25 protein-coding genes are annotated in these 24,688 nt (G+C 71.5%); 11 read left to right on the top strand and 14 right to left on the bottom strand.

All coding sequences use genetic code 11. From position 1 onward, the window contains the following. Window positions 1-216: 216 nt before the first annotated feature. The 3 genes from IE244_RS08380 to ssb are packed head-to-tail and all read left to right on the top strand — an operon-like array spanning window position 217 to window position 1,394. A complete protein-coding gene (locus IE244_RS08380) occupies window positions 217-408 on the top strand; it encodes a hypothetical protein (protein WP_191872023.1) in 192 nt (63 codons plus the stop codon). A 19-nt stretch (window positions 409-427) separates the two neighbouring features. After that, window positions 428-931, top strand: a complete 504-nt coding sequence (locus IE244_RS08385) for a hypothetical protein (RefSeq protein ID WP_191872025.1) — start codon at window positions 428-430, stop codon at window positions 929-931. 16 nt (window positions 932-947) lie between these two features. Next, window positions 948-1,394 carry a single-stranded DNA-binding protein gene (gene ssb / locus IE244_RS08390; protein ID WP_191872027.1) on the top strand — a complete coding sequence of 149 codons (447 nt, stop codon included), beginning with the start codon at window positions 948-950 and terminating at the stop codon, window positions 1,392-1,394. A gap of 65 nt (window positions 1,395-1,459) precedes the next feature. Here the strand turns inward: ssb and IE244_RS08395 are convergent, their stop codons facing one another. After that, complete coding sequence (locus IE244_RS08395) at window positions 1,460-2,476, bottom strand: SRA domain-containing endonuclease (RefSeq protein ID WP_191872028.1); 1,017 nt, start codon at window positions 2,474-2,476, stop codon at window positions 1,460-1,462. A 211-nt stretch (window positions 2,477-2,687) separates the two neighbouring features. On the opposite strand from IE244_RS08395, the gene IE244_RS08400 reads away from it, so the two are divergent. The 5 genes from IE244_RS08400 (at window position 2,688) to IE244_RS08420 (ending at window position 7,763) form a co-directional block, all read left to right on the top strand. Beyond that, window positions 2,688-3,602, top strand: a complete 915-nt coding sequence (locus IE244_RS08400; RefSeq protein WP_191872030.1) for a bifunctional DNA primase/polymerase — start codon at window positions 2,688-2,690, stop codon at window positions 3,600-3,602. Between the two features lie 193 nt (window positions 3,603-3,795). Continuing rightward, a complete protein-coding gene (locus tag IE244_RS08405; protein WP_191872032.1) occupies window positions 3,796-5,043 on the top strand; it encodes a DUF3631 domain-containing protein in 1,248 nt (415 codons plus the stop codon). 161 nt (window positions 5,044-5,204) lie between these two features. Beyond that, entirely contained in the window at window positions 5,205-5,390 is a 186-nt protein-coding gene (locus tag IE244_RS08410) for a helix-turn-helix transcriptional regulator (protein ID WP_191872034.1), read from the top strand. 58 nt (window positions 5,391-5,448) lie between these two features. Further along, the gene (locus tag IE244_RS08415) at window positions 5,449-6,828 is read left to right on the top strand and encodes a tyrosine-type recombinase/integrase (RefSeq protein ID WP_191872036.1); all 1,380 of its coding nucleotides are present in this window, start codon (window positions 5,449-5,451) and stop codon (window positions 6,826-6,828) included. A 446-nt stretch (window positions 6,829-7,274) separates the two neighbouring features. Beyond that, window positions 7,275-7,763 carry a YajQ family cyclic di-GMP-binding protein gene (locus tag IE244_RS08420; protein WP_191872037.1) on the top strand — a complete coding sequence of 163 codons (489 nt, stop codon included), beginning with the start codon at window positions 7,275-7,277 and terminating at the stop codon, window positions 7,761-7,763. A 93-nt stretch (window positions 7,764-7,856) separates the two neighbouring features. On the opposite strand, the gene IE244_RS08425 is transcribed toward IE244_RS08420, so the two are convergent. Continuing rightward, complete coding sequence (locus IE244_RS08425; protein WP_031167000.1) at window positions 7,857-8,123, bottom strand: GlsB/YeaQ/YmgE family stress response membrane protein; 267 nt, start codon at window positions 8,121-8,123, stop codon at window positions 7,857-7,859. Between the two features lie 154 nt (window positions 8,124-8,277). Between IE244_RS08425 and IE244_RS08430 the strand changes: the two genes are divergently transcribed. Then, window positions 8,278-9,528, top strand: a complete 1,251-nt coding sequence (locus IE244_RS08430; protein ID WP_191872039.1) for an APC family permease — start codon at window positions 8,278-8,280, stop codon at window positions 9,526-9,528. A gap of 149 nt (window positions 9,529-9,677) precedes the next feature. On the opposite strand, the gene IE244_RS08435 is transcribed toward IE244_RS08430, so the two are convergent. The 12 genes from IE244_RS08435 to IE244_RS08490 form a co-directional block, all read right to left on the bottom strand. Next, entirely contained in the window at window positions 9,678-10,070 is a 393-nt protein-coding gene (locus tag IE244_RS08435) for a YccF domain-containing protein (RefSeq protein ID WP_191872041.1), read from the bottom strand. After that, entirely contained in the window at window positions 10,067-10,930 is an 864-nt protein-coding gene (htpX, locus tag IE244_RS08440; protein WP_191872043.1) for a zinc metalloprotease HtpX, read from the bottom strand. The genes IE244_RS08435 and htpX overlap by 4 nt, the downstream gene beginning before the upstream one ends. 238 nt (window positions 10,931-11,168) lie before the next feature. Beyond that, the gene (locus tag IE244_RS08445; RefSeq protein WP_191872045.1) at window positions 11,169-12,686 is read right to left on the bottom strand and encodes an NADH-quinone oxidoreductase subunit N; all 1,518 of its coding nucleotides are present in this window, start codon (window positions 12,684-12,686) and stop codon (window positions 11,169-11,171) included. Continuing rightward, the gene (locus IE244_RS08450) at window positions 12,683-14,257 is read right to left on the bottom strand and encodes an NADH-quinone oxidoreductase subunit M (protein WP_191872047.1); all 1,575 of its coding nucleotides are present in this window, start codon (window positions 14,255-14,257) and stop codon (window positions 12,683-12,685) included. The genes IE244_RS08445 and IE244_RS08450 overlap by 4 nt, the downstream gene beginning before the upstream one ends. A gap of 6 nt (window positions 14,258-14,263) precedes the next feature. After that, window positions 14,264-16,258, bottom strand: coding sequence for an NADH-quinone oxidoreductase subunit 5 family protein (locus tag IE244_RS08455; protein ID WP_191872049.1), 1,995 nt, complete (start codon window positions 16,256-16,258; stop codon window positions 14,264-14,266). Continuing rightward, window positions 16,255-16,644 carry an NADH-quinone oxidoreductase subunit NuoK gene (gene nuoK / locus IE244_RS08460; RefSeq protein WP_031166987.1) on the bottom strand — a complete coding sequence of 130 codons (390 nt, stop codon included), beginning with the start codon at window positions 16,642-16,644 and terminating at the stop codon, window positions 16,255-16,257. Before nuoK ends, IE244_RS08455 begins: the two co-directional genes overlap by 4 nt. Continuing rightward, entirely contained in the window at window positions 16,644-17,273 is a 630-nt protein-coding gene (locus tag IE244_RS08465; protein WP_191872051.1) for an NADH-quinone oxidoreductase subunit J family protein, read from the bottom strand. Before IE244_RS08465 ends, nuoK begins: the two co-directional genes overlap by 1 nt. Continuing rightward, window positions 17,270-17,821: a NuoI/complex I 23 kDa subunit family protein gene (locus IE244_RS08470; RefSeq protein ID WP_191872053.1), complete on the bottom strand. Its 552-nt coding sequence runs from the start codon at window positions 17,819-17,821 to the stop codon at window positions 17,270-17,272. The genes IE244_RS08465 and IE244_RS08470 overlap by 4 nt, the downstream gene beginning before the upstream one ends. Window positions 17,822-17,823: 2 nt before the next feature. Continuing rightward, complete coding sequence (locus IE244_RS08475; protein ID WP_191872054.1) at window positions 17,824-18,792, bottom strand: complex I subunit 1/NuoH family protein; 969 nt, start codon at window positions 18,790-18,792, stop codon at window positions 17,824-17,826. Further along, window positions 18,789-20,681, bottom strand: coding sequence for an NADH-quinone oxidoreductase subunit C (locus tag IE244_RS08480; RefSeq protein ID WP_229854003.1), 1,893 nt, complete (start codon window positions 20,679-20,681; stop codon window positions 18,789-18,791). The genes IE244_RS08475 and IE244_RS08480 overlap by 4 nt, the downstream gene beginning before the upstream one ends. Beyond that, entirely contained in the window at window positions 20,678-21,292 is a 615-nt protein-coding gene (locus IE244_RS08485) for an NADH-quinone oxidoreductase subunit B (RefSeq protein WP_191872056.1), read from the bottom strand. The genes IE244_RS08480 and IE244_RS08485 overlap by 4 nt, the downstream gene beginning before the upstream one ends. Next, window positions 21,283-21,702: an NADH-quinone oxidoreductase subunit A gene (locus IE244_RS08490; RefSeq protein WP_191872058.1), complete on the bottom strand. Its 420-nt coding sequence runs from the start codon at window positions 21,700-21,702 to the stop codon at window positions 21,283-21,285. Before IE244_RS08490 ends, IE244_RS08485 begins: the two co-directional genes overlap by 10 nt. A 227-nt stretch (window positions 21,703-21,929) precedes the next feature. On the opposite strand from IE244_RS08490, the gene IE244_RS08495 reads away from it, so the two are divergent. Then, window positions 21,930-23,114 carry a sensor histidine kinase gene (locus IE244_RS08495; RefSeq protein WP_191872060.1) on the top strand — a complete coding sequence of 395 codons (1,185 nt, stop codon included), beginning with the start codon at window positions 21,930-21,932 and terminating at the stop codon, window positions 23,112-23,114. Between the two features lie 150 nt (window positions 23,115-23,264). Beyond that, the gene (locus IE244_RS08500; RefSeq protein ID WP_191872062.1) at window positions 23,265-24,608 is read left to right on the top strand and encodes a sensor histidine kinase; all 1,344 of its coding nucleotides are present in this window, start codon (window positions 23,265-23,267) and stop codon (window positions 24,606-24,608) included. The last annotated feature ends 80 nt before the right edge of the window (window positions 24,609-24,688 follow it).

Raw genomic sequence — 24,688 nt, forward strand, 5'->3', positions numbered from 1 at the left:
CTGATCGCTTGTCGCCTGTCGCCCCCCGAAACCAAAACCGCCCGCGGCCGTTTAGGAGGCCCCAAAGCGGCTTGTGACCTGCAAGGCGACAAGCGACAAGACAAGACAAGCGACAAGCCGCACGACAAGCCAGACGACAAGCAGCGCGACAAGACAAGGCACGGGCAGCACCCCGCACCGCGGGTGCTGCCCGCCATGTTCTCTGGGAGGCCCCTCGTGATCGTCACCCTGTCCGCCGTCGCCCTCTTCGGGGTGCTGGCCCTCCTCCTTCTGCGCGGCCGGCACGTCGGCCCGTTCAGCGCCCTCGTGCTCTTCCTGTTCGGCTTCTTCACCGCCGGCACCGGCGCCGCCGGCCCCGTCCGCGCCATATGCCAGGCCCTCGCCGAAGCCGCCCGCCACCTCAACTGACCCCGGCAGGAGCCCCCCTATGCCCGACCACGACCCGCCCGCCGCCTGGCCCCCGCGCATGAGCGACGCCGAGGCCACCGCCGAGGCCCGCCGGATCATCGCCGACGCCTACGGGGCCGTGCCGCAGATGCCGACCGCCTACCGCGACCGGACCCCGCTGCCCGCCTACGGCAGCACGCCCCCGGTCCTGCAGCCGGACCGGCGGATCGTCCCCGCGTGGGCCGCCGGGATGGCTGTCGCCGGAATCGGTACCGGCGCCGCGTTCGTCGGGGTCGGCTGCGGCATCTGGCTCGCCTGCCAGGGATTCGCCGCCGTGACCCTCACCAGCGTCCTGTTCGTCACGCTCCCGATCGCCGCCGTGGCCGCACTCGCCGCCGCCATCGGCTCTGCCGTGCGCTCGGTCAAGGCCACTCGCACCGAAACCCATCACTACTACTCCGGCCCGGTCCGGCAGGAGACCAACACCATCACCGCGCCGGCGTACGGGCTGATCGCCCGCAGCCGCAACGAACTCCATCGCTGAACAGGAGAGGAACCCCATGTCGTTCGGAGAGACCCCGATCACCCTCGTCGGCAACCTGACCGACGAGCCGGAACTGAAGTTCACCGAGGGCGGCGCCGCGCTGGCGAAGTTCACCATCGCCGTCACGCCGCGCAGCTTCGACCGCAACACGAACCAGTGGAAGGACGGCACCACCGCCTTCTACCGGTGCGCCGCCTGGCGCACCCTCGCCGAACACGTCGCCGAGTCCCTGCGCAAGGGCTCGCGCGTGGTCGCCACGGGCCGGATGCGGCAGCACGACTGGACCAACGACCAGGGCGAGAAGCGCTCCATGCTCGCCGTCGAAGTCGACGACATCGGCGCCTCCGTCCGCTTCACCACCGTCCAGATCAACGGCAAGCGCACGAACAGTGCTGCCACGTCCGGCGACCCGTGGAACACCGGGGACAACCGCCCCGAGCCGGGCGACGAGCCCCCGTTCTAGCTGCACCGAGGGCGGCCACCGCACCTTGCGGGGCCGCCCTCGCAACCAGCGTCGCTGCCCGCCGGTTAGGCGATGGGCCAGCCCACGAATCCATCATCACTCTGGTAGACCAGCGCGATCTCCTGCTCCGCGAGGAGCTCTTGAACGTCGGGGGTAGGAGCGCTGGGCAGCAACACGGCCACACGGAGAGTCTTGCGCTCGGGAACGTGGCGGCGGTAGTCGGCAAGCTGGCCAATGGCCATGCGTACATTGGCCCGGGTCGTGAGCCCCTTGGCCTCATACAGGACGTGGTCGGTCGCGTCGTACACGTCCGGGGTGAGTACGTTGGGCTCGCCCTTCACAGTGAACTGGAAGCTGTGGGTCTTGTGCTCCGCTGCGGCCAGGTGTGCCAGGAATGCCTTCACCAACTCGCCCTCGCGGCGCAGGATCTTGCGCTGTCCCGCGGGAATGTCCGCGATCGTTTCCGCGGTGCTGTGTTGCTCGGTGTTCTTGACCTTCGCTCCGCTCTGCGTCGGCAACGTGACGGGCTCCGGCACCTCTACCGCGGGCTCGGTGATCTCGTAGCCCGACGTTGCGGCGGCCGGCTGGCGGTCCGCCTCGGTCCATGCCGGCGTCGTTCCCGGAGCAGGTCGGAACCGAAAGACCAGCACATCGCGCATCACGCCGTTCTGGCCCGGAGCGCGCCGTACGTCGTACGGCTTGACCGTGTCCAGCACCATCTGACCGATGTAGCGCTGCCGCATCGCTCCGCCGCCCGGCACCTTGCCGTGCGCGACGAACAGATGAACCTCCCGACCCTTTTCCGCATGCGTGAGCAGTGACCCGTTGCGGCCAGATGGCTTCTGGTTCCCGTTAGCGCCAGCACCGGTGTACAGGTACAGCGGCCCGAACTCGTCGTCCTCTGCGCGTCCATCGAAGGTGTACCCGTACTCCTCACCCGCGGACGGATCGGAGAACACGAACACGATGCCGGCCTCATCGGCCGGCTCGATGCCCTGGAAGGTCCCGCAGTGGTAGGCCTCCTTGATCGCATCGCGCGTCGTCCACTCACCCGGCGGCACAAGATCAAAGGTCGTCGTCATGCCGCGACCTTATTCACTCCCACTGACACCCTGTCGCCCTTTTTCCCTGGGTGGCAGGCGAAAGGGCGACCCCAACTCTCGCCAAAGACTCCGGGGCCGCCCCTTGTCCAACCCGCCGTATCAGACCTGTTGGAGGTCTCCCAGCATGACGCAACCCACCCACATCCGGCGAGTACCGGCCTTACAGCCGGCTTCGCCCCCCATCGAGCCGATGACCGTGGCCCTAGAAAACCTGCACCTGCTCGCCGCCGCCCTGCTCGCTGCGGAACGCGGCTGGCCCGTCATCCCCCTGCAGCCCGGCACCAAACGGCCCGCTGGACACCCCGAACGCACCTGTCCCCTCACCGGGCGTTGCGCGGGCGGGCACCGCACCCCGGAGCAGCGGGCCACCACCGACCCGGAACTGATCCAGATGGCGTGGGCGAACCGCCCCTACAACGTCGGCATCGCCACCGGCCCGGCCGGCCTGCTCGTCATCGACCTGGACGTGCCCAAGCCGCAAGAGCAGGAAGGAGCGCCTGACGGCGCCACTTCCTTCAAGGCGCTCTGCGAGCGCGCCGGCCAGCCCTACCCGCTCACCTACCAGGTGCGGACCCCCAGCGGGGGGCGGCACCTGTACTTCACCACCCCGCCCGGTGTGCGGCTGAAGTGCAGCGTCAAGCGACTCGCTCCCCGCATCGACACCCGCGCGTGGGGCGGATACGTCGTCGCCCCCGGCAGCACCACCCCCGACGGCGCCTACGAGGTAGCCGAAGTGGCCCCCGTCGCCTCACTGCCCGCCTGGCTCGCTGCCCTGCTCACCGAACCGGCCAAACCCGCCGCCCCGCCCGTGCCTTCACGGGTGTGGGACGGCACCAAGGCCGCCCGCACCGCGCTGGACCGCGAATGCGCCGTCATCCGGGCCGCTAACGAGGGCGGGCCGAACGGCCGCAACAACACGCTGCACAAGAGCGCATGCAAGGTGGCCCGGTTCATCGCCTGGGGACACATCTCCCGCCACACGGTCGAAGAAGCAATCCAGGCGGCGGGAGAGTCCACGGGGCTGCCGGCCGCCGAGTGCCGCGCGACCATCCGTAGCGCCATGGAGTGGATCCTCGCTCACGCCACCCCGCGGGAGGCCGTATGACCACCGCCGCCCGCTCCCCCCTCCTGGATTGCCCCTCTCCGGGCCCCTACGGGCCGCAGGACGCCCCGCCCGCCTGGCCTGGACCGGGCGGGGGCGGCCGAAGGAAGGCCGCCCGTCAGGGCGTCCTTTCAGCACTTCTCACCGCGCACCGCGCCCCACGCCAGCCCCACAACCCCGAAGGGCGGAACGCCGCATGACCCCCGCCAACCCGCCCTCGCCGTCGATCGATGGGGCCGGCCTGCTCGATGAGGTGGAAGCGTTCCACCGGCGCTTCAACGTCTTCCCCACCGAACACGCCTACGTCGCCGTCACCCTGTGGGACGCCCACGCCCACCTCATCGAGTGCTTCGAGACCACGCCTCGAATCGCTTTCCTCTCCCCGGAACCGGGGTCGGGCAAGTCCCGTGCGCTGGAGATCGTGGAACTCCTCACCCCCCGACCGGTCGCCACGGTGTCCGCCTCAGCGAACGCCCTGTACCGGCTGGTGGACTCAGCCGCCGGTCTGCCCACCGTCCTCTTCGACGAGGTGGACACCATCTTTGGACCCAAGGCCGGCGCGGACGAGGCACTACGCGGCTTCCTAAACGCCGGCTACCGGCGGACCACGGGTGCTCTGCGGTGCGTCGGGGAGGGCTCCAACCAGAACGCGCAAATCTTCAATTCCTACTGCGCCGTCGCCATGGCGGGACTCGGCTCCCTGCCGGACACCGTCCTGACCCGCTCCGTCATCGTGCGCATGCGCAAGCGCGCCCCCAACGAGAAGGTCGAGCCCTACCGGCAGCGCATCCACGAGAAGCAGGGCCACGCCCTGCGTGACCGGCTCGCTAAATGGGCCGACACCGTGCGCGAGCAGGTCGCCGACGCGTGGCCCGAGATGCCCGAAGGCGTCACCGACCGGCCGGCCGACGTGTGGGAACCCCTACTCGCCGTCGCCGACGCGGTCGGCGGCCACTGGCCCGCACGAGCCCGCGCCGCCTGCCTGGAACTGGTCAACGCCGCCCATGACAACGACGAAGCCTCCCTCGGGGTACGACTGCTGACCGACCTGCGCGACAAGGTGTTCCGCGGCGAGGACCGCATGCCCACCGCCGCCATCCTCGAATGCCTGCTCGCCATGGACGACGCCCCATGGGGCGACCTGGACGACAAGCCGATCAACTCCCGGACCCTCGCCCGGATGCTCGGTCAGTACGTCACCGCGGCAGTCAAGCCGATCAAGCCGCGCAGCATCCGCACCGCGTCCGGCTTCCCCAAGGGCTACTACGCGGAAGACCTCGCGGACGCCTGGTCGCGGTACTGCCCCCCACCCCCCGAGGGATCCGCCACGTCCGCCACGTCCGCCACACCGCAGGTCAGCGGGGGTGAATCCGTGGCGGATACCGCCACACCCATCCGCCACACGATCGAGCAAAGCGCCACACAGCCCACGCTCGCCGGATAGACGACCCGGCCCGTTGAGCGCCGCCGCGCCATCCGGGTGTGGCGGCGCCTATCCGCCACAAATCTGCCATCCGCCACACGATCAAGGCTCTGACCTGCGATGTGGCGGCGTGGCGGACGTGGCGGATACCTCAGAGGAGAGACCCCAGAGGAGTTACTGCCTTGGCTGGCACCGACAAGCTCAAGCTCCGCGAAGTCCTCGAAGAGATCGACATGAGCCGCGCCGCCTTCTACCGGATGCGTGCCCGCGGCAAGGCCCCCAAGCTCATCAAGTTGCCCAACGGCCAAATCCGTTGCCGTCGAAGTGACCTGGATGCCTGGTGGGCGGAACACGAGACCGCAGCCTGAGTTTCACCCCCACGAGACAACGAGGGGCCCGCTGGCAGCGGGCCCCTCTGGAGTTTGCATGTCACTGACCTACGACGTTCGCCTGTACTCCATCGAGATCCGCAAGGACCGCCCCAAGCCATACCGCGTCCGCTGGCTGGTTGGGGCGAACAAGCACTCCAAGAGCTACACCCTCAAGGTTCAGGCGGAGGGACGCCGCTCGGAACTCATGTCCGCCATCCGACGCGGCGATCAGTTCGACGAGGAGACCGGGCTTCCCGTCTCCGAGCTGCGGGCGAAGCAAGGCTCCATCACCTGGTACGAGCACTGCCGTGCGTACGTTGATCGTAAGTGGGCGCTGGCCCCGGCGAAGTCGCGGAAGAACTATGCGGATGCGCTGGCCACCATCACGCCGGCGCTCGTGAAGACGAGGACGGGCATGCCCGATGCCGCGCTCATGCGGCGCGCGCTCTACGGCTGGGCGTTCAACCGGAACCGCTGGAACGAGACCCCACCGGACGACATTGCCCGCGCCCTGGCCTGGATCGGCACGCATTCGATGCCGGTGTCTGCACTGGAAGACCCCGCAACGGTACGTCTCGCCCTTGACGCCCTGGCCCTGCGGATGGACGGCCAGTCGGCGTCACCGCGCACCGCAAAGCGCAAGCGGGCGTGTCTGAGCGATGTTCTCGGACTGGCGGTGGAAGAGCAGTACTTCTCTCTCCCAGTCAATCCACTCACGGCTGTGAAGTGGACCGCCCCGAAGTCCGTGGAGGAGGTGGACCCCGAAAGCGTTGCGAACCCCCGCCAGGTCCGCGCGCTCCTGGCCGGGGTGCGTGAGCAGGGGCCCCGTGGACGTCACCTGGAAGCGTTCTTCGGGTGCCTGTACTACGCAGCCATGCGGCCCGCCGAAGCGGCCGGACTGCGCGCGAGCCAGTGTCACCTCCCTGAGACCGGGTGGGGCATGCTCACCCTGCGACAGGGCATTGTTCGGGCCGGCCGGAGCTGGACGGACGACGGGGCGGCGCACGAGACCCGCCACCTGAAGGCCCGGGCCAAAAAGGACTCTCGGCCGGTGCCCATCCCGCCGCACTTCGTGCGCATGCTGCGGGAGCACATCGCCACGCAGGGCACGGCGCCCGACGGCCGGCTCTTCCGGACCAACCGCAACGGCCTACTACAGGAGACCGGCTATGGGGAGGTGTGGGCCAGGGCCCGCCGAGACCGGCTGAGCGAGGCGGAGACGGCCTCACTGCTGGCCCGCCGCCCCTACGACCTTCGACACGCCGGGGTGTCCTTCTGGCTCAGTTCTGGGGTGGACGCGATGGAGTGCGCCCGTCGTGCCGGGCACAGCATCGCGGTGCTGCACAAGGTCTACGCCAAGGTGCTCGACCAGACGCGCAAGCGGGCGAACAGCCGAATCGATGCCGCGCTCCGCGAGTGGAACGAACCGGAGTGATCATCCTCTCCCCCGGGGGACACCTGGGGGACACGCACTGACTGACGTCGGGATACGGGCGGTACGGGGTGAGACACGGCCGTACTTCGTCCACGGCGAATCGAACGGGGACCGCCAACGAGAAACCCCCTCTGATCAGGTACTTAGCCTGATCAGAGGGGGTTTCCCTCAACGTGGCGGCGCCAGGATTCGAACCTGGGAAGGCGAAGCCACACCGCCGGGGTTGGACACCAGGTCAAACCACTCTTCGGCGGTGCTCCCTGGCGACGACGTAAACAATACCCGATACACGGGGGTGCTTCGCCACCCGGTTGATCTCCACCCCTCGGCTCGCGGGGTGGCTAGGCTGGTGCGGATGCGGCCCGGCCTCACGCCGGGCCCGGCGGCCGCCGCCGCGCACGCCGGCACGCACCCGATACGCACCCCGATACAAGGAGCCACAGGACATGGCCGACTCCAGTTTCGACATCGTCTCGAAGGTCGAGCGGCAGGAGGTCGACAACGCCCTCAACCAGGCCGCCAAGGAGATCTCGCAGCGCTACGACTTCAAGGGCGTGGGTGCCTCGATCTCGTGGTCCGGTGAGAAGATCCTCATGGAGGCGAACTCCGAGGACCGGGTGAAGGCTGTCCTCGACGTCTTCCAGTCCAAGCTGATCAAGCGTGGTATCTCGCTGAAGGCGCTGGACGCGGGCGAGCCCCAGCTGTCCGGCAAGGAGTACAAGATCTTCGCGTCGATCGAGGAGGGCATCTCCCAGGAGAACGCGAAGAAGGTGGCGAAGATCATCCGCGACGAGGGCCCGAAGGGCGTGAAGGCCCAGGTCCAGGGCGACGAGCTGCGCGTCTCCTCCAAGAGCCGGGACGATCTGCAGGCCGTGATCACGCTGCTGAAGGGCCAGGACTTCGACTTCGCGCTGCAGTTCGTGAACTACCGGTAGGAGACCGGCAGGACACCGGCAAAGGGCGGGAATAACAGAGGAAGGGTGGGCACCCCCGAGCGGTGCCCACCCTTTCCGCTGCCATGGGCGCGCTCAGTCGCGGGAATTGCCGAACAGGACGCGGTAGACGATCAGCAGCACCAGGGAGCCGCCGATGGCCGCGGCCCAGGTGGCGCCATCGTAGAAGCTCTTGGTGATCGGATGGTGCAGCCAACGGGCGGAGATCCAGCCGCCGATGAACGCGCCCGCGATACCGATGAGGGTCGTGCCGATGAAGCCGCCGGGGTCGCGGCCCGGCAGGAGGACCTTGGCGATGGCTCCGGCCAGCAGTCCCAGGATGATCCAAGCGATGATGCCCATACCGTGAACCTGCCCTTCCGCGCTGTGTCCGCGCTGTCCGGCTGCTGAGGATCCGGTGCGGACCCGCTGTCCACGCGCGCGTGTTCGTGCCGTGTCGATGAAGAGGACGTCACAGGGCCACCGCACGGTTGCCGCGCTCAGTAGGGTGCGACGCATGACACCTACCGGCGCCGAGCTGCGACGCACCCTGGGAGTACGGGACGCCGTGGTCGTCGGCCTCGGCTCGATGGTCGGAGCCGGTGTCTTCTCGGCCCTGGGGCCCGCCGCTCGCGCGGCCGGCTCGGGGCTGCTGCCCGGGCTGGCTCTCGCCGCCCTGGTGGCCTACTGCAACGCCCTGTCCTCGGCGCGTCTCGCCGCCCGCTATCCGGCCTCCGGCGGCACGTACGTCTACGGGCGGGAACGGCTGGGCGCCTTCTGGGGGTATCTCGCGGGCTGGGCGTTCGTGGTCGGCAAGACGGCGTCCTGTGCGGCCATGGCGCTCACCGTCGGCGCGTACGTGTGGCCGGGACAGGCGCATGCGGTGGCGGTCGCGGCCGTGGTGGCCCTGACGGCCGTGAACTACGGCGGCGTCCAGAAGTCGGCGTGGCTGACGCGCGTGATCGTGGCCGTGGTGCTGGCCGTTCTCACGACCGTGGTGATCGTGTGCGTGGCCTCCGGGCGCGCCGACGCCGGACGGCTGGACATCGGGCTGTCGTCGGGCGTCGGCGGGGTGCTCCAGGCGGCGGGGCTGCTGTTCTTCGCGTTCGCCGGGTACGCGCGCATCGCCACCCTCGGTGAGGAGGTACGGGACCCGGCGCGCACGATTCCGCGCGCGATCCCGCTGGCCCTGGGGATCGCACTGGTGGTGTACGCGTGCGTGGCCGTCGCGGCGCTCGGTGTCCTCGGCGCGGGCGGGCTCGGGCACGCGGTGGCACCGCTTTCCGACGCGGTGCGGGCGGCCGGCGCGCCGGGCCTCGCTCCCGTGGTGCGGGCCGGGGCGGCGGTGGCGGCGCTCGGCTCGCTGCTCGCGCTGATCCTGGGCGTGTCCCGGACGACGCTGGCCATGGCCCGGGACGGGCATCTGCCGACGGCGCTGGCGGCCGTGCACCCGCGCTTCCGGGTACCGCACCGTGCCGAGCTGGCCGTGGGCACGGTGGTCGCCGTACTGGCCGCGACGGTGGACGTGCGCGGCGCGATCGGCTTCTCCTCCTTCGGGGTGCTCGCCTACTACGCCGTCGCCAACGCGTCCGCGTGGACCCTGGCCCCGGGTCCGTCGAACCGTGTGGTGCCCGTGGTGGGCCTGCTGGGCTGCGCCACGCTGGCGTTCGCACTGCCCGCCGTCTCGGTGGCCGTGGGGGCGGGCGTACTGGCGGTGGGCGTGGCGGCCTACGGGGTACGGCGGTGGAGGCGGCCGCGCGGCGTGTGACGCGGCGAGGGACGCCGCGGGTGGGCCCCACGGGCGCGGCGAGGACGCGGCGCCGGTGACGTGCTGTCAGCGCGGCCGCTGTCGCGCACGCATCCGGTGCGTGGCCCGCGCCGAGCCGTTCCGGCCCGCTCCGGCCTGCGTCGGCCGGCTCAGCGGGCCGCGAACGGCTCGTCCGTGGGGACGATTTCGCGGCCCAGCGGCAGCAGGGAGACCGGGATCAGCTTGAAGTTGGCGATGCCGAACGGGATGCCGATGATCGTGAGGCACAGGGCGATACCGGTGACGATGTGCGCGAGGGCCAGCCACCAGCCGGCCAGGATCAGCCACAGGACGTTGCCGATGCAGGAGGGGGCGCCCGCGTCGCGGCGCTCGACCGTGGTGTACCCGAAGGGCCACAGGGCGTAGACGCCGATACGGAACGCGGCTACGCCGAAGGGGATTCCGATGATCGTGATGCAGAGCAGGACGCCGGCGAAGATGTAGCCGAGGAACAGCCAGAAGCCGCTCAGGATGAGCCAGATGATGTTCAGGATGGTCTTCACTGGTAACGACCTGCCATCTTTTCGAGCCGGGCGATGCGGTCCGCCATCGGCGGGTGCGTGGAGAACATCTTGGTCAGTCCCTGGCCTGCGCGGAAGGGGTTCGCGATCATCATGTGGCTGGCGGTCTCGATCCGCGGCTCGGGCGGCAGCGGCAGCTGCTGGGTGCCGACCTCCAGCTTGCGCAGGGCGCCGGCGAGGGCCAGCGGGTCACCGGTGAGCTGGGCGCCGGAGGCGTCCGCCTCGTACTCGCGGGAGCGGCTGACGGCCAGCTGGATGAGAGTGGCGGCGAGCGGGCCCAGAATCATGATCAGGAGCATGCCGAGCAGGCCGGGGCCGTCGTCGTCGTCCGAGCGGCCGACGGGGATGAGCCACGCGAAGTTCACCAGGAACATGATCACCGAGGCGAGTGCGCCGGCCACCGAGGAGATGAGGATGTCCCGGTTGTAGACATGGCTCAGCTCGTGGCCGATGACACCGCGCAGCTCGCGCTCGTCCAGCAGGCGCAGGATGCCCTCGGTGCAGCACACGGCCGCGTTGCGAGGATTGCGGCCGGTCGCGAAGGCGTTGGGGGCCTCCGTCGGGGAGATGTAGAGCCGGGGCATGGGCTGGCGGGCCTGCGTGGACAGCTCGCGCACCATCCGGTACAGCGCAGGGGCCTCGAACTCGCTGACCGGGCGGGCGCGCATCGCACGAAGCGCCAGCTTGTCGCTGTTCCAGTACGCGTACGCGTTCGTACCGAGTGCGACCAGGACGGCGACGATCAGGCCGGTGCGGCCGAAGAAGCTGCCGATGACGATGATGAGGGCCGACAGCCCCCCGAGGAGTACTGCGGTCCTGAGCCCGTTGTGCCGGCGGTGCACCGTACGCCCTCCAATTCGTGCAGCAGGGAACCCTTCGGTCCAGTGGATCCTCCTGTACTGCTCAACGCCAGGCGGGAGGCACGAGTTCCCAGGTGCGAGCGTTGCCCTGCCTCGGCCGTACGGGTGAGGCGGCCACCGTCGGCACGCGCGCGTGACGGGCAGCGGACGTCGGCGCGTGGCCGCGCGGCTGCTCAGGCGCGCGCGACCGGACGGTGCGTCACGCGCACGTGACGGCTTCTCAGAACAGGCCGGTGGCCGCGAAGCGGAGGACCAGCTGGGGTGCTCCGGACAGGGCGACGCCGAGTACGCCGGTGAGGGCGAGGGCGGCCGTGAGAGGAGCCGGAGCGCGGTGCCGCGCGGGTTCCCCCTCGGGAGTGCGGAAGAGCAGGGCCGTCCACTGCAGGTAGTAGAAGAGGGCGATCACCACGTTGACGGCCATGACGACGGCCAGCCAGCCGAGGCCCGCGTCGACGGCCGCCGAGAACACGGTGACCTTCGCGAACAGCCCGATGACGCCCGGCGGCAGCCCGGCCAGGCACAGCAGGAAGAACGCCAGCAGGAGCGCGGTGAGCGGGTTGGTGGCGTACAGCCCCCGGTAGTCGGAGATCCGGTTGAGGGCCCGGTTGCGGCCCACCAGGGCGGCCACCGCGAACGCGCCGAGGTTCACGGCGGCGTACATCAGCGCGTAGGCGACCGTGGAGCCGATCGCCTTCTGCGGGTCCTTGGCGTATCCGGCGGCGGCGATCGGCACCAGCAGGTAGCCGGCCTGGCCGACGGAGGACCAGGCGAGCAGCCGTACGGCGCTGTACGCGCGCGTGGCCTGCTGGCGCAGGGCGCCGACGTTGCCGACGGTCATGGTGAGCGCGGCCAGGGCGGCGAGCGCGGGGCCCCAGACGTCGGCGTACGACGGGAACGCGACGACGGTGACGAGGATCAGGCCGGAGAAGCCGACCGCCTTGCCGACGACCGACAGGTAGGCGGCGACGGGCAGCGGAGCGCCGACGTAGGTGTCGGGCACCCAGAAGTGGAAGGGGACGGCGGCCGTCTTGAAGGCGAAGCCGATCAGGGTGAGGACGACACCCGCCTGGGCGAGGGTGTGCAGCTGCCCGTCGACGTGTGTCAGGCGCTGGGCGACCTGGGTGAGGTAGAGGGTGCCGGTGGAGGCGTAGACGAAGCTGATGCCCATCAGGCTGACCGCGGTGGCCGTCACCGAGGACAGGAAGAACTTCAGGGCGGCCTCGGAGGACCGCTTGTCACCGTGCCGGATGCCGACGAGGGCGAACGCGGGCAGCGAGGCGACCTCCAGGGCGACGATCAGGGTGGCCAGGTCGCGGGAGGCGGGCAGCAGGGCGGCGCCGGCCGCGGAGGACAGCAGCAGGAACCAGAACTCGCCCGGCGGGACGCGCCGCTCGTCGTCCTTGAGGTTCGTGACCGACAGCAGGGCGGCGAGCAGGGCGCCGCCGAGGACCAGGAACTGGATGACGAGCGTGAAGTGGTCGGCGGTGTAGCTGCACGCGCGCGGGGCGCCGTTCAGGCAGAAGGTGCTGTGGTCGCCGTCCAGGAGGGGCAGCAGCGTCAGCGCGGCCACGGCCAGTCCGGCGACCGAGAGCCAGCCCAGGACGGGCTTGCGGGCCTCGGGCAGGAAGAGGTCGGCGACCAGGACGACGAGTCCCACCGCGGCGGCGATGGTCGGCGGGGCGACGGCGAGCCAGTCGACGGACTGGACGAGCGACTCGGCGAGGGGCTGGGCGCTCATCGGTGGCCTCCTGCGAGGAGCTGGTGCACGGCCGGGTCGGTGAGGCCGAGCAGCGCCCTCGGCCACAGTCCGGCGACGACGGTGAGGGCGACGAGCGGGGTCCAGGCGGCGAACTCGTACCCGCGCACGTCGGCGAGGGCCGGGACCTCCTGCTCGACTCCGCCCATGCAGACCCGGCGGACCACGATCAGCATGTACGCGGCGGTCAGCAGGGTGCCGAACGCGCCGATCGCCATGAAGGTCAGGTACGCGGGCCGGCTGAGGTCGGCGGCGGGCTTGAACGCGCCGAACAGGGCCAGCATCTCGCCCCAGAACCCGGCGAGTCCCGGCAGGCCGAGCGAGGCGACGGCGCCGAAGGCGAGCAGCCCGCCGAGTCGCGGCGCCTTGCCGTACAGCGCGGCGCCCGTCTCCTCGGCGAGGGTGTCGAGGTCGGTGGTGCCGGTGCGGTCCTTCAGCGCGCCGACGAGGAAGAAGAGCAGGCCGGTGATGAGGCCGTGGGCGATGTTGGCGAACAGGGCGCCGTTGACGCCGGTCGGGGTCATGGTGGCGATGCCCAGCAGGACGAAGCCCATGTGGCCGACGGAGGAGTAGGCGATCAGCCGCTTGAGATCGCCCTTGGCGCCGCGCTTGGCCAGGGCCAGGCAGGCCAGGGACCCGTAGATGATGCCGACGACGGCGAACGCGGCGAGGTACGGCGCGAAGGTGTGGAAGCCGTGCGGCGCGATCGGCAGCAGAATCCGGACGAACCCGTACGTACCCATCTTGAGCAGTACGCCGGCCAGCAGCACCGAACCGACGGTCGGGGCGGCGGTGTGGGCGTCCGGCAGCCAGCTGTGCAGCGGCCACATCGGCGTCTTCACCGCGAGCCCGAGCCCGATCGCCAGAACGGCGATGACCTGCACGGATGCGGTCAGCGACCGGCCGTTGTCAGTGGCGAGTGCCACCATGTCGAACGTGCCCGCCTTGATTCCGATCAGGAGCAGGCCGAGCAGCATGACGACGGAGCCGAGCAGGGTGAACAGGATGAACTTCCACGCCGCCCGGGTCCGGCCCTCGCCACCCCAGCGGGCGATGAGGAAGTACATCGGGATGAGCACCATCTCGAACGCGAGGAAGAACAGCAGCAGGTCGAGGACGGCGAAGGACGCGAGGGTGCCGGATTCGAGCAGGAGCAGCAGCGCGACGAACGCCTTCGGGGAACCGCCCGCGGGCGGCTTGAAGTAGGAGTACAGCGCGCAGAGGAAGGTCAGCAGCGCGGTCAGCACGACAAGGGGGAGGGAGATGCCGTCGATGCCGAGGTGGATGCGCACGTCGAGTGCCGGGATCCAGCTGATGTCGGTCGTGGCCTGCATCTTCGACGCATGGGCGTGGTCGAAGCCGAGGGCGAGGACGATCGCGGCGATGAGGATCGCGCCGGTCACGGTCACGCCGTGCCGCAGCACGGCCTGCTCGGGGGACTTCCCCTTCAGCCCGGGCGGGGCCGGGAGGAGAGCGGCGACGGCGCCGAGGAGCGGGCCGACGACGACGAATGCCAGAAGGAACTGCATCACGGACTCGTTGATATCGATCACGCCTGCTCACGCTCCCGTGGCGACGAGGACGACGGCGACCGCCAGGACGACGGTGCCGGCGAGCAGAGCGCTCACATAGGTCTGCACATTGCCGGTCTGCGCACGCCTGACGGCGGCCCCGAGCAGCCGGGGCAGGCCGGCCGCTCCTTGTACGTAGGTCTCGACGACCTCGCGGTCGAGGAAGCGGACGAGGCTCGCCCCGGCCTGCACCGGGCGGACGAACAGCACGTCGTACACGGCGTCCAGGTGGAAGCCCGCGGCCGCCGACCGGTGCAGCGGGCCGAGCAGCAGCCGGCCGGGGTCCGCCGGGTCGGGGGCGTAGGCGATGTCGCCGTAGGCCGGCTCGTGGGTGGCGATGGCCTCGGCCTCGACCAGTGCGGCGTCGCCTTCGGGGTGGGCGGCGACCGCACCCAGCGGGACGCGAGCGGCCAGCTGCGCGGTGCGCTGCCAGGCGCCGTAGGTGAGCAGCCCGCCGACCAGGGCGAAGCCCGTGCCGAGGATGGAGGTGAGGAGGGTCGGCGTCAGGTCGCGGCCGTCGAACCAGCCCGGCAGCGAGCGGTAGGCGAGCCCGCCGAAGGCCAGGGACGGTACGGCGAGGACCCACAGCACCACGGTCATCGTGAGCGGCTGACGGCCGTGGTCGGGCGCCTCGGCGCCCCGGCCGCGGAAGGCGAGCAGCCACAGCCGGGTCGCGTAGGCGGCGGTCAGCAGGGCCGTGACCAGGCCGGCGACGAGGACGATCCAGCCGGCCGAGCCGGGCACGTGCGCGGTGTCGCCGTCGGTCGCGTGCTCGGCGGCGCCGAGGACGGACTCCTTGGAGAAGAAGCCGCTGAACGGCGGGATCGCGGCGAGCGCGAGGAGCGCCACGGTCATCGTCCAGTAGGCGTCCGGCACCCGGTCACGCAGGCCGTGCATGCGGGACATGGCGGCCAGTGAGTTGGTGCCGGCGGCATGGATGATCACGCCGGCGGCGAGGAACAGCAGCGCCTTGAAGGCGCCGTGGGACAGGAGGTGGAAGACGGCGGCACCGCGGTCACCGACGGCGAGGGCGCCGGTCATGTAGCCGAGCTGGCCGATCGTCGAGTAGGCGAGGACGCGTTTGATGTCGTCCTGGGCGAGCGCGGCCAGACCCGAGCCGGTCATGGTCACGGCGGCCATGACGCCCAGCACGATCATCGCGGCCTGGGAGGCCTCGAACACCGGGAGGAGACGGGCGACGAAGTAGACACCGGCGGCGACCATCGTCGCGGCGTGGATCAGCGCGGAGACGGGTGTCGGGCCCGCCATCGCGTCCGGCAGCCAGGTGTGCAGCGGGAACTGTGCCGACTTGCCCGCGACGCCCGCGAGGAGCAGCAGGGCGACCACCGTCGGATGGTGCAGGTTGCCGCTGGCGACCGCGCCGAGGACGCGCGTGATCCGGAAGGAGCCGGCGTCGGTGGCCAGCGCGAACAGGCCGATGAGGAACGGCACGTCGCCGAGCTTGGTGACCAGGAAGGCCTTCAGCGAGGCGGCGCGGGCCTCGGGTGTCTCCCAGTAGTGGCCGACCAGGAAGTAGGAGCAGATGCCCATGACCTCCCAGCCGACCAGCAGCACGATCAGGTCGCCGGAGTAGACGACGAGGAGCATCGCGGAGGTGAACAGGGAGACGAGGGCGGCGTACGAGGGGTAGCGCGGGTCGTCGCGCAGATAGCCCGTGGAGTAGATCTGCACGCAGGCGGCGACGAACGCGACGAGGATCGCGACGAGCGCGGCGAAGCCGTCGATGTGCAGGGACAGCTCGATGGGGACCGAGCCGGTGGGCGTGAGCTCGGTGTGGGCGTCGATGGCCGCGCCGCCGCCCTGGCGTACGGCGACCAGCGCGGCCAGCGCGAGTGAGGCCAGCGGCGGCAGGACGGCGAGCGGGCGGACGAACCCGGGCGCGGTGCGGCCGAGCAGGAGCCCGGCGGCCGCCCCGAGGAACGGCAGGAGGGGGACGAGGACGGCGAGGGTGGTCGTGGTCACGCGGTGGCCTCAGCCTTCTCGGCCGCGGAGGAGCCGGGGTCCTCGATGCCGGAGCCGCCGGTGCCGGGGCCCTCGGCGGTGTCGCGGAGCTTGTCGATGTCGGCTGTGCCGCGGTTGCGGTGGACGGCGAGCACGATCGCCAGGCCGATGCCGATCTCGGCGGCGGCGATGGCGATGGTGAACAGGGTCAGCGCCTGGCCGGAGTGCAGGGTCTCCTTCGCGGCGCGGCTGAGCCAGACGTCGAAGGCGACCAGGTTGAGGTTGACGGCGTTGAGCATCAGCTCGACCGACATCAGGACCAGGATCGCGTTGCGTCGGGCGAGGACGCCGTACAGGCCGGTGCAGAAGAGGAGGGCGGAGAGTACGGCCGGGTAGGCGAGGTGCATCAGCGGGCGCCTTCCTTCTCGCCGGGTGCGGTCGGGGGCGCTTCCACGGGGGCCGTCCCGCCGGAGGCGGTGTCCGCCGTCGCCTTGCGGGACAGGACGATCGCGCCGACCAGGGCCGCGAGGAGCAGCACGGACAGGGCCTCGAAGGGCAGGACCCAGGTCCGGAACAGGCTCTCGCCGGTGACGTGGGTGGAGCCGGCGGCCGGGCCGTTCAGGTCGATCCACGTGGTGCGGAAGGCGTCGACGACCACCCACACCAGGGCGACGGCGGCGGCGACCGCGACGGTCAGGGCGGCCCAGCGGTTGCCGGAGTCGGCGTCCGGGGACCGGCCGATGGGCGCCTTGGTGAGCATCAGCCCGAACAGCAGGAGGACGACGACGGAACCGACGTAGATCAGGACCTGCACCCAGGCGATGAACTCGGCCGTGAGCAGCAGGTACTCCACGGCGAGGCCGCCGAGCGCGACGACCAGCCACAGGGCGGCGTGGACCAGCTGGCGGGTGGTGACGGTGACCAGCGCGGCGCCGAAGGTGACCAGGCCGACCAGGAGGAAGGCGATCTCGACGCCGGTCGGGGACAGGAAGCCGGGGTGGCCCGCGGCGAGGCTCACGGCTGCGGCGGGGGTCACGAGTCGCCCTCCTGCGGTTCGGCCTGCGCGGCCGCCAGCTTCTCGGCGGTCTTGCGGGCGGCGGCGATCTCCTTCGGCTCCTCGGCCGCGGGGTCGAGGGCGGGCGGGGCCGGGACGGTCCACATCCACTCGCGGAGCTTGTCGCGCTCGTGGGTGAGGTCACGGATGTCGGTCTCGGCGTACTCGAACTCCGGGGACCAGAACAGCGCGTCGAAAGGACAGACCTCGATGCAGATACCGCAGTACATGCACAGGGAGAAGTCGATGGCGAACCGGTCGAGGACGTTGCGGCTGCGCTCACGGCCTCCGGGGGCGGCCGGCGGGACCGTCTCCTTGTGGGAGTCGATGTAGATGCACCAGTCCGGGCACTCGCGGGCGCAGAGCATGCAGACCGTGCAGTTCTCCTCGAACAGGCCGATCACACCGCGGGTGCGGGGCGGCAGTTCGGGCTGGGCCTGCGGGTACTGCTCGGTGACCGTCTTCCTCGTCATCGTACGGAGGGTGACGGCCAGGCCCTTGGCGAGGCCACTGCCGGGAATGGGGGCCATGGTTAGGAGATCACCACCTTGACGATGCCGGTGAGGGCGATCTGGGCGAGGGAGAGGGGGACGAGGAGGGTCCAGGAGAGCTTCTGGAGCTGGTCCTCGCGCAGTCGCGGGTAGGTGACGCGGAGCCAGATGACGAGGAAGGCGAGGATCGCGGTCTTCAGCAGGGTCCACAGCCAGCCCAGGCCGTCGTGGCCCCAGGGGCCGTGCCAGCCGCCCAGGAAGAGGACGGTGGTCAGGCCGCACAGGACGACGATGCCGGCGTACTCGGCGAGCAGGAACAGGGCGAAGCGCAGACCGGTGTACTCGGTGTACGCGCCGAAGATGATCTCCGAGTCCGCGACGGGCATGTCGAACGGCGGGCGCTGCAGCTCGGCGAGTCCCGCGACGAAGAAGACGACCGCGCCGACGATCTGCCAGGGCACCCACCACCAGTGGAAGGCGTGCAGGATGCCGGGCAGCGAGACCGTGCCGGCCGCCATCGCGACCGAGGCGGCGGCGAGCAGCATCGGGAGCTCGTAGGCGAGCAGCTGGGCGGCCGTGCGCAGGCCGCCGAGCAGGGAGAACTTGTTCGCGCTGGCCCAGCCGGCCATGAGTGAGCCGAGCACGCCGACGCCCATCACCGCGAGGACGAAGAACACGCCCGCGTCCAGGACCTGGCCGACGGCACCCGCGCTCGGGCCGATCGGGATGGCGAGCAGGACGAGGAGGTACGGCAGCAGGGCGACGGCGGGGGCGAGCTGGAAGACGCGGCGGTCGGCGCCGGCCGGGACCACGTCCTCCTTCTGCGCGAACTTCACGCCGTCGGCGATGAGCTGGGCCCAGCCGTGGAAGCCGCCCGCGTACATGGGGCCGAGGCGGCCCTGCATGTGGGCCATCACCTTGTGCTCGGTCTGGCCGACGATCAGCGGGAAGGTGAGGAAGACGACGAACACGACGAGGAGTCGCAGGGCGACGTCCAGCGCGCCGTTCACTGCGGGCCTCCTGTGGGTTCGGGGTCGTCGGGGGTGGCAGGGCTGTCGGGGGTGACGGCGCTGTCAGGGGTGGCCGGGTCCTCGCGGGTGGCGGGGGTGGCGCGGTCCACGCGGGCGGCCGGGTCCTCAGGCGCGGCCAGGCCGTCCCCCGCGGCGGTGGCGGACTGCTCGGACCGCTCCTTGGCCGACCCGGGCTCGTCAGGAGCCGGCTCGGGCTCCACGGGCGTCGGCTCGGACTCCGCTGCGGGCGTCGGCTCGGACTCCGCAGCGGTCACCTGGCCGGATTCCGCGGGGACCCGCTCAGGCTCCGCGAGGGCCCGCTCGGACTCCGCACGATCCCGCTCGGACTCCGCACGGTCCAGCTCGGCTTCCGCAGGGGTCGACCCCGCTTGCTCAGGCGCCGGCTCGGGGCGCGCAGGCGCCGACTCGGGCGTCACAAGCGCGGGCTCGGCTTCCCCAGTGGGAGGCTCGGCCTCCACAGGGACGCCCTCGGACTCCGCAGGGGCATCCTCGGACTCCGTCGGCTCCTCGAAAGCCGGCCGGGCGTGGTGCCAGGGGGCGTCCGAGCTGCGCGGGGCCGTGCTCCGGCGGGCGGCGCGAGCCGCGCTGCCCGGCGCCGTCGGCCCACCTGAGGCCCCTGCAAGCGGCTCACCCGGAACCGAGCCCGACGGCTCACCGGAAACCGAATCCGACGCTTCACCCGAGCCCGCACCCGAACCCGGACCCGCCGGCTCACCGGAAGCCGGCGCCGTCGCTTCCGGGGTCCGGGGCTGCTGTGAGGCCGAGCCCTGGGAGGCGCTGCGGGCACGGCGCGGCCGGGCCGGCGCCGGGCCGGGCGCGTGCGCCTCGGCGGCCGGGCCTTCCGCACCCGCTGCCCGGGACGCCTCGGCAGCCGGGCCTTCCGCACCCGCCGCGCGGGACGCGTCGCCCTCGGCCGCGGCCTGTTTCTGCTCGGCCGCGTCCTGCGGGGCCGCCGCCCGGGCCTGGCTCACCGAGCCCTCGCTCGCGCTCCGCGTCCGTCGCGGCCGGGCCGCCCCCGCTGCACCCGCGGCCCCCGCAGCACCCGTCGCTCCGGCACCAGCGGCCCCCGCGGCACCAGCAACACTCGTTGCCTCAGCGCCAGCGCCAGCGGCCGCCGCCGCACCGCTCACTCCGGCGCCAGTCGCCTCAGTGGCCCCGGCGGAAGCCGGTTCCGCCTGGCTCGCGGAGCCCTCCGCCGCCGTACGGGTGCGCCGTACCGGGCGCTCTCCCGCCGCGCGGGCCGGGCGCTCGGCCGCCGCGCGCCCCGCCGCACGGGCCGGGCGGGCCGGGGCGGGTGGGAGCTGGCCCTTCAGCGGGCCCCATTCGTTGGGGTCCGGCACGCCTGGGGGCAGCATCTGCCGGCGCTTCGGGCCGCCGTGTTCGGATTCGCCCGGCTCCTTGGCGCCGGGCCAGGCCTTGGCGACGCGGGCGGCGAGGACGAAGTCCTTGCGCAGCGGGTGGCCCTCGAAGTTCTCGGGCAGGAGGAGGTGCTCCAGCGACGGATGGCCCTCGAAGCGGACGCCGAACATCTCGTGGGTCTCGCGCTCGTGCCAGCCGGCGCCCGCGTAGACGCCGACGGCGGAGGGCAGCGTCGGCGACTCGTGCGGGACGGTCGTGCGGACGAGGAGACGGCGGACCGGGTGGAGGGCGACGACGTGCGCCGAGACGCGGAAACCCGTGCCCGGTTCGTCGACCGCGCTCAGCCAGTCGAAGTAGGTGCAGCCCAGGGTCGTACGGGCCGTCTCCAGGGCGGTGAGCCAGGACGCCGGCGGTACGTCCACGGTCAGGACGTCGTACGACTCCTCGGCCGTGGCGTCCGTACCGAAGAGGTCCTCGACCGGGGCGGGCAGCCAGCCGACGGTGCTCATCGGGCCTCCCCCTCGGCGCCCGGAGCCGGCGGCGGCTTCACCAGGTCGCTGGTCAGGGCCGCCGTGGACGGGCGAGCGGAACCGGTGCCGTACCGCTCCCCCAGCGACTCGCGGGCGATCTTCTCCTGGAGCTTGAGGATGCCCTGGAGGAGCGCCTCGGGGCGCGGCGGGCAGCCGGGGACGTAGACGTCGACGGGGATGATCTGGTCGACGCCCTTCGTCACCGAGTACGAGTCCCAGTAGGGGCCTCCGCAGTTGGAGCAGGCCCCGAAGGAGATGACGTACTTCGGCTCCGGCATCTGCTCGTACAGGCGCTTCACGGCGGGCGCCATCTTGTCCGTCACGGTGCCCGACACGACCATGAGGTCGGCCTGCCGGGGGCCCGGTGCGAACGGGATGACGCCGAGGCGGATGAAGTCGTGGCGGGCCATCGACGCGGCGATGAACTCGATCGCGCAGCAGGCGAGACCGAAGTTGAAGACCCACAGCGAGTAGCGGCGGCCCCAGTTCAGGACCACCTTCATCGGCTCGGGTGCCAGCCGGGCCAGCGCGCCCAGGCGCTTCGGCTCCGGGAGCAGGACCGGCTCGGACGGTGCGGGGTTCACGTCCATGCCAGGACGCCCTTCTTGTATGCGTACAGCAGGCCCACGGCGAGGAAGCCGAGGAAGACGAACATCTCCACCAGGGTCGTCGCGCCGTAGCCGGGGGCGGCGTAGACCGTCGCCCAGGGGAACAGGAAGATCGAGTCGACCGCGAAGATCACGTACAGGAAGGCGTAGACGTAGTAGCGGACCTGGGTGTGGGCCCAGCCCTCGCCGACGGGGTCGACGCCGCACTCGTAGGTCAACAGTTTCTCGGGGGTGGGTACGACCGGGCGCAGCAGCCGGCCGGCGCCGAAGGCGACGGCGACGAACAGCACGCCGACCAGCGCGAGCAGGCCCACCACCGAGTAGGACCGGAAGTAGCCGGCCGCGATGACGTGCGCGGTGGTGACCGTCGAGTCCCCCAACGTCTCCCGCACCGTAGGACCTCGCTCCCTGACTCGTGACCTGGTGAATTAGTGAACTCTGTGATGCAACGTGATTCGACGATCTGTACGCACGGGAGTCTAGGCCCTTATAAAGAACCGGTAAGCAGCCCGTCACGGGCTGAGACAGGTGATGCGGGCGGGGGTGGGGTTTTCCCCCGGCGGCGGAGGGCGGCGTACCGCATGGCGTGGAGGGCGTCGCGCACGGCAGGCTGGCCGGTATGACCGCTACCAGTTCCGCCACCGGCCGGGCGGCCGACGGCACCGAACGGCTGCCGCCGATCCGTCCGGCCTACGACGCGCACACGTGGAAGGAGATCCTGTATCTCCTGCTGAACCTGCCGGTGACGGTGTTCGGCTTCGTCTACGCGATCACCGCGCTGGCCGTCGGCGGGGCCCTGTCGATCACGGTGATCGGTCTTCCGCTGCTGGCGCTCGGTCTGCTGGGCGCACGGCAGCTGGGGAAGCTGGAACGGGCCCGCGCCCGGCGGCTGCTCGGGGTGCGGGTGGAGGAGCCGACCCCGATGCCGCTGGCCCGCAGCGGCGGGCCGACGCAACGGTTGTGGATGGCGCTGAAGGATCCGGTGGGCTGGCGGACCCTGCTGTACGACGCGATCCGGCTGCCCTGGGGCGTCCTCACCTTCTGCACCGTGCTGACCTCGCTGTTCGTGCTGTGGCCGGTGCTGCCGTACCTGGCGCGGGGCCTGGCGAACGTGGACCGCCTCATGGTGCGCGGACTGCTGTCGCCGTCGGACGAGCTGGAACGCCGTATCGCCGAACTGGAGTCGGACCGCGGGGTCGTGGTCGACACGGCCGCCGCCGACCTGCGGCGCATCGAGCGGGACCTGCACGACGGGGCCCAGGCCCGGCTGGTCAACCTGGCCATGGGGCTCGGTCTGGCCAAGGAGAAGCTGCTGGAGGATCCCGACTCGGCCGCGGCGATGGTGGAGGAGGCGCACGGCGAGGTGAAGCTGGCGCTGCAGGAGCTGCGCGACCTGGCCCGCGGCATCCATCCCGCCGTGCTCACGGACCGGGGCCTGGACGCGGCGCTGTCCTCGGTCGCCACCCGCTGCACGGTGCCGGTGAAGGTCGCCGTGGACCTGCCGGACCGTCCGGCGCCGGCCATCGAGGGCATCGCCTACTTCACCGTCTCCGAGCTGCTGCAGAACATCAGCAAGCACAGCGGGGCCCGGTCCGCGTCCGTGGACGTGTGGCGGACGCAGGACCGGCTGCTCATCCAGGTCCGGGACGACGGCCGGGGCGGCGCCCGGCTGGAGGGCGGCACCGGGATGCGGGGCCTCGCGGAGCGGCTGGGCGCGGTGGACGGCCTGTTCGTGCTCGACTCCCCGGCCGGCGGCCCGACGGTGATCACGGCCGAGCTGCCGTGGCGGGACCGGACGGAGTAGCGGGCGGACGACGGCCTGTCCGCCGGGGGCGGGGGTGGGGAAAACCCCCGGGCCAAGACGCCGACGGCCTCCATGGCCCGGCACCTCCCGGCGCACGACTCTGGAGACACGGCTGAACCGCCGACCGCACGAGGAGAACGGACGACATCGATGGCCACGGAGTACGGACACGGGTACGGGTACGGGCGGGAGGAGGACGGACGGTCCGCGGGGCCCGGCCGGCTGCCCGCCGCGCTGCGGGCGCCGTTCGAGGCGCGCAGCTGGCGCGAACTCGGCTATGTCCTGCTGAGCCTGCCGATCTCGGTCGTGCTGTTCACCTGGACGGTGACCATGGTGTCGCTCGGTGCGGGCCTGCTGGTGACCTTCCTCGGCATCCCGGTGCTCGCGGCGGCGCTCGCCGGCTGCCGGGGCTTCGGCGCGCTGGAGCGGGCGCGGGCGCGCGGGCTGTTGCGGCTGGAGGTGGCCGAGCCGGAGCCGCTGCGGATGCGCGGGCCGGGCGTGCTGGCCTGGACGGGCGCGGTGCTCAAGAGCGGCGCCTCGTGGCGGAACCTGCTGTACGCGCTGGTGCAGTTCCCCTGGGCGGTGTTCTCGTTCTCGGTGGCGGTGAGCCTGTGGACGTTCGGCTGGACGCTGCTGACCTACCCGCTGTGGTTCTGGGTCTTCCCGGCGTACGCCGGCCAGGGCGGGCTGCAGCTGTACGGCGACGAGCACCACAGCGTGTATCTCGACAACCCCTTCGAGATCACCGTGACCGCGCTGGTGGGCCTGCTGTTCACGCTGGCCACGCCGTGGATCGTGCGGGCCCTGACGACGGTGGACAGGCTGCTCGTCCAGGGGCTGCTGGGGCCGTCGCTGCTGTCGGCACGCGTGGTGGAACTGGAGTCGGACCGCGGGGTCGTGGTCGACGCGGCCGCCGCCGACCTGCGGCGCATCGAGCGGGACCTGCACGACGGGGCCCAGGCCCGGCTGGTCAACCTGGCCATGGACCTGGGGCTGGCCAAGGAGAAGCTCCGCGAGGACCCGCGGGCGGCGGCGCGGATGGTGGAGGACGCGCACGGCGAGGTGAAGACGGCGCTGCAGGAACTGCGCGACCTCGCCCGCGGTATCCATCCGGCCGTGCTGACCGACCGGGGCCTGGACGCGGCGCTGTCCTCGGTCGCCTCCCGGTGCACGGTGCCGGTGCGGGTCGAGGTCGATCTGCCGTCCCGTCCCGCGCCGGCCATCGAGGGCATCGCCTACTTCACCGTCTCCGAGCTGCTGCAGAACATCAGCAAGCACAGCGGGGCCCGGTCCGCGACGGTGGACGTGTGGTGCACGGAGGACCGGCTGATGCTGCAGGTGACCGACGACGGGGTGGGGGGCGCGGACGTCTCCGGCGGTTCGGGCCTGGCCGGCCTCGCCGGACGCCTGGACGCGGTGGACGGCATCCTCGTGGTGGACTCCCCGGCGGGCGGCCCCACCCGGGTGATCGCGGAACTGCCCTGGCGGGCCTGACACCGGGTACGACGGCCACCCGAGGGCCCCGACCGCCCGGCGAGCCCCCGGCAGCCCCCCCCCCCCCCGCCACCGAAGAG

The organism is Streptomyces filipinensis, from assembly GCF_014649495.1.
GTDB classification, from domain to species: Bacteria; Actinomycetota; Actinomycetes; order Streptomycetales; family Streptomycetaceae; genus Streptomyces; species Streptomyces filipinensis.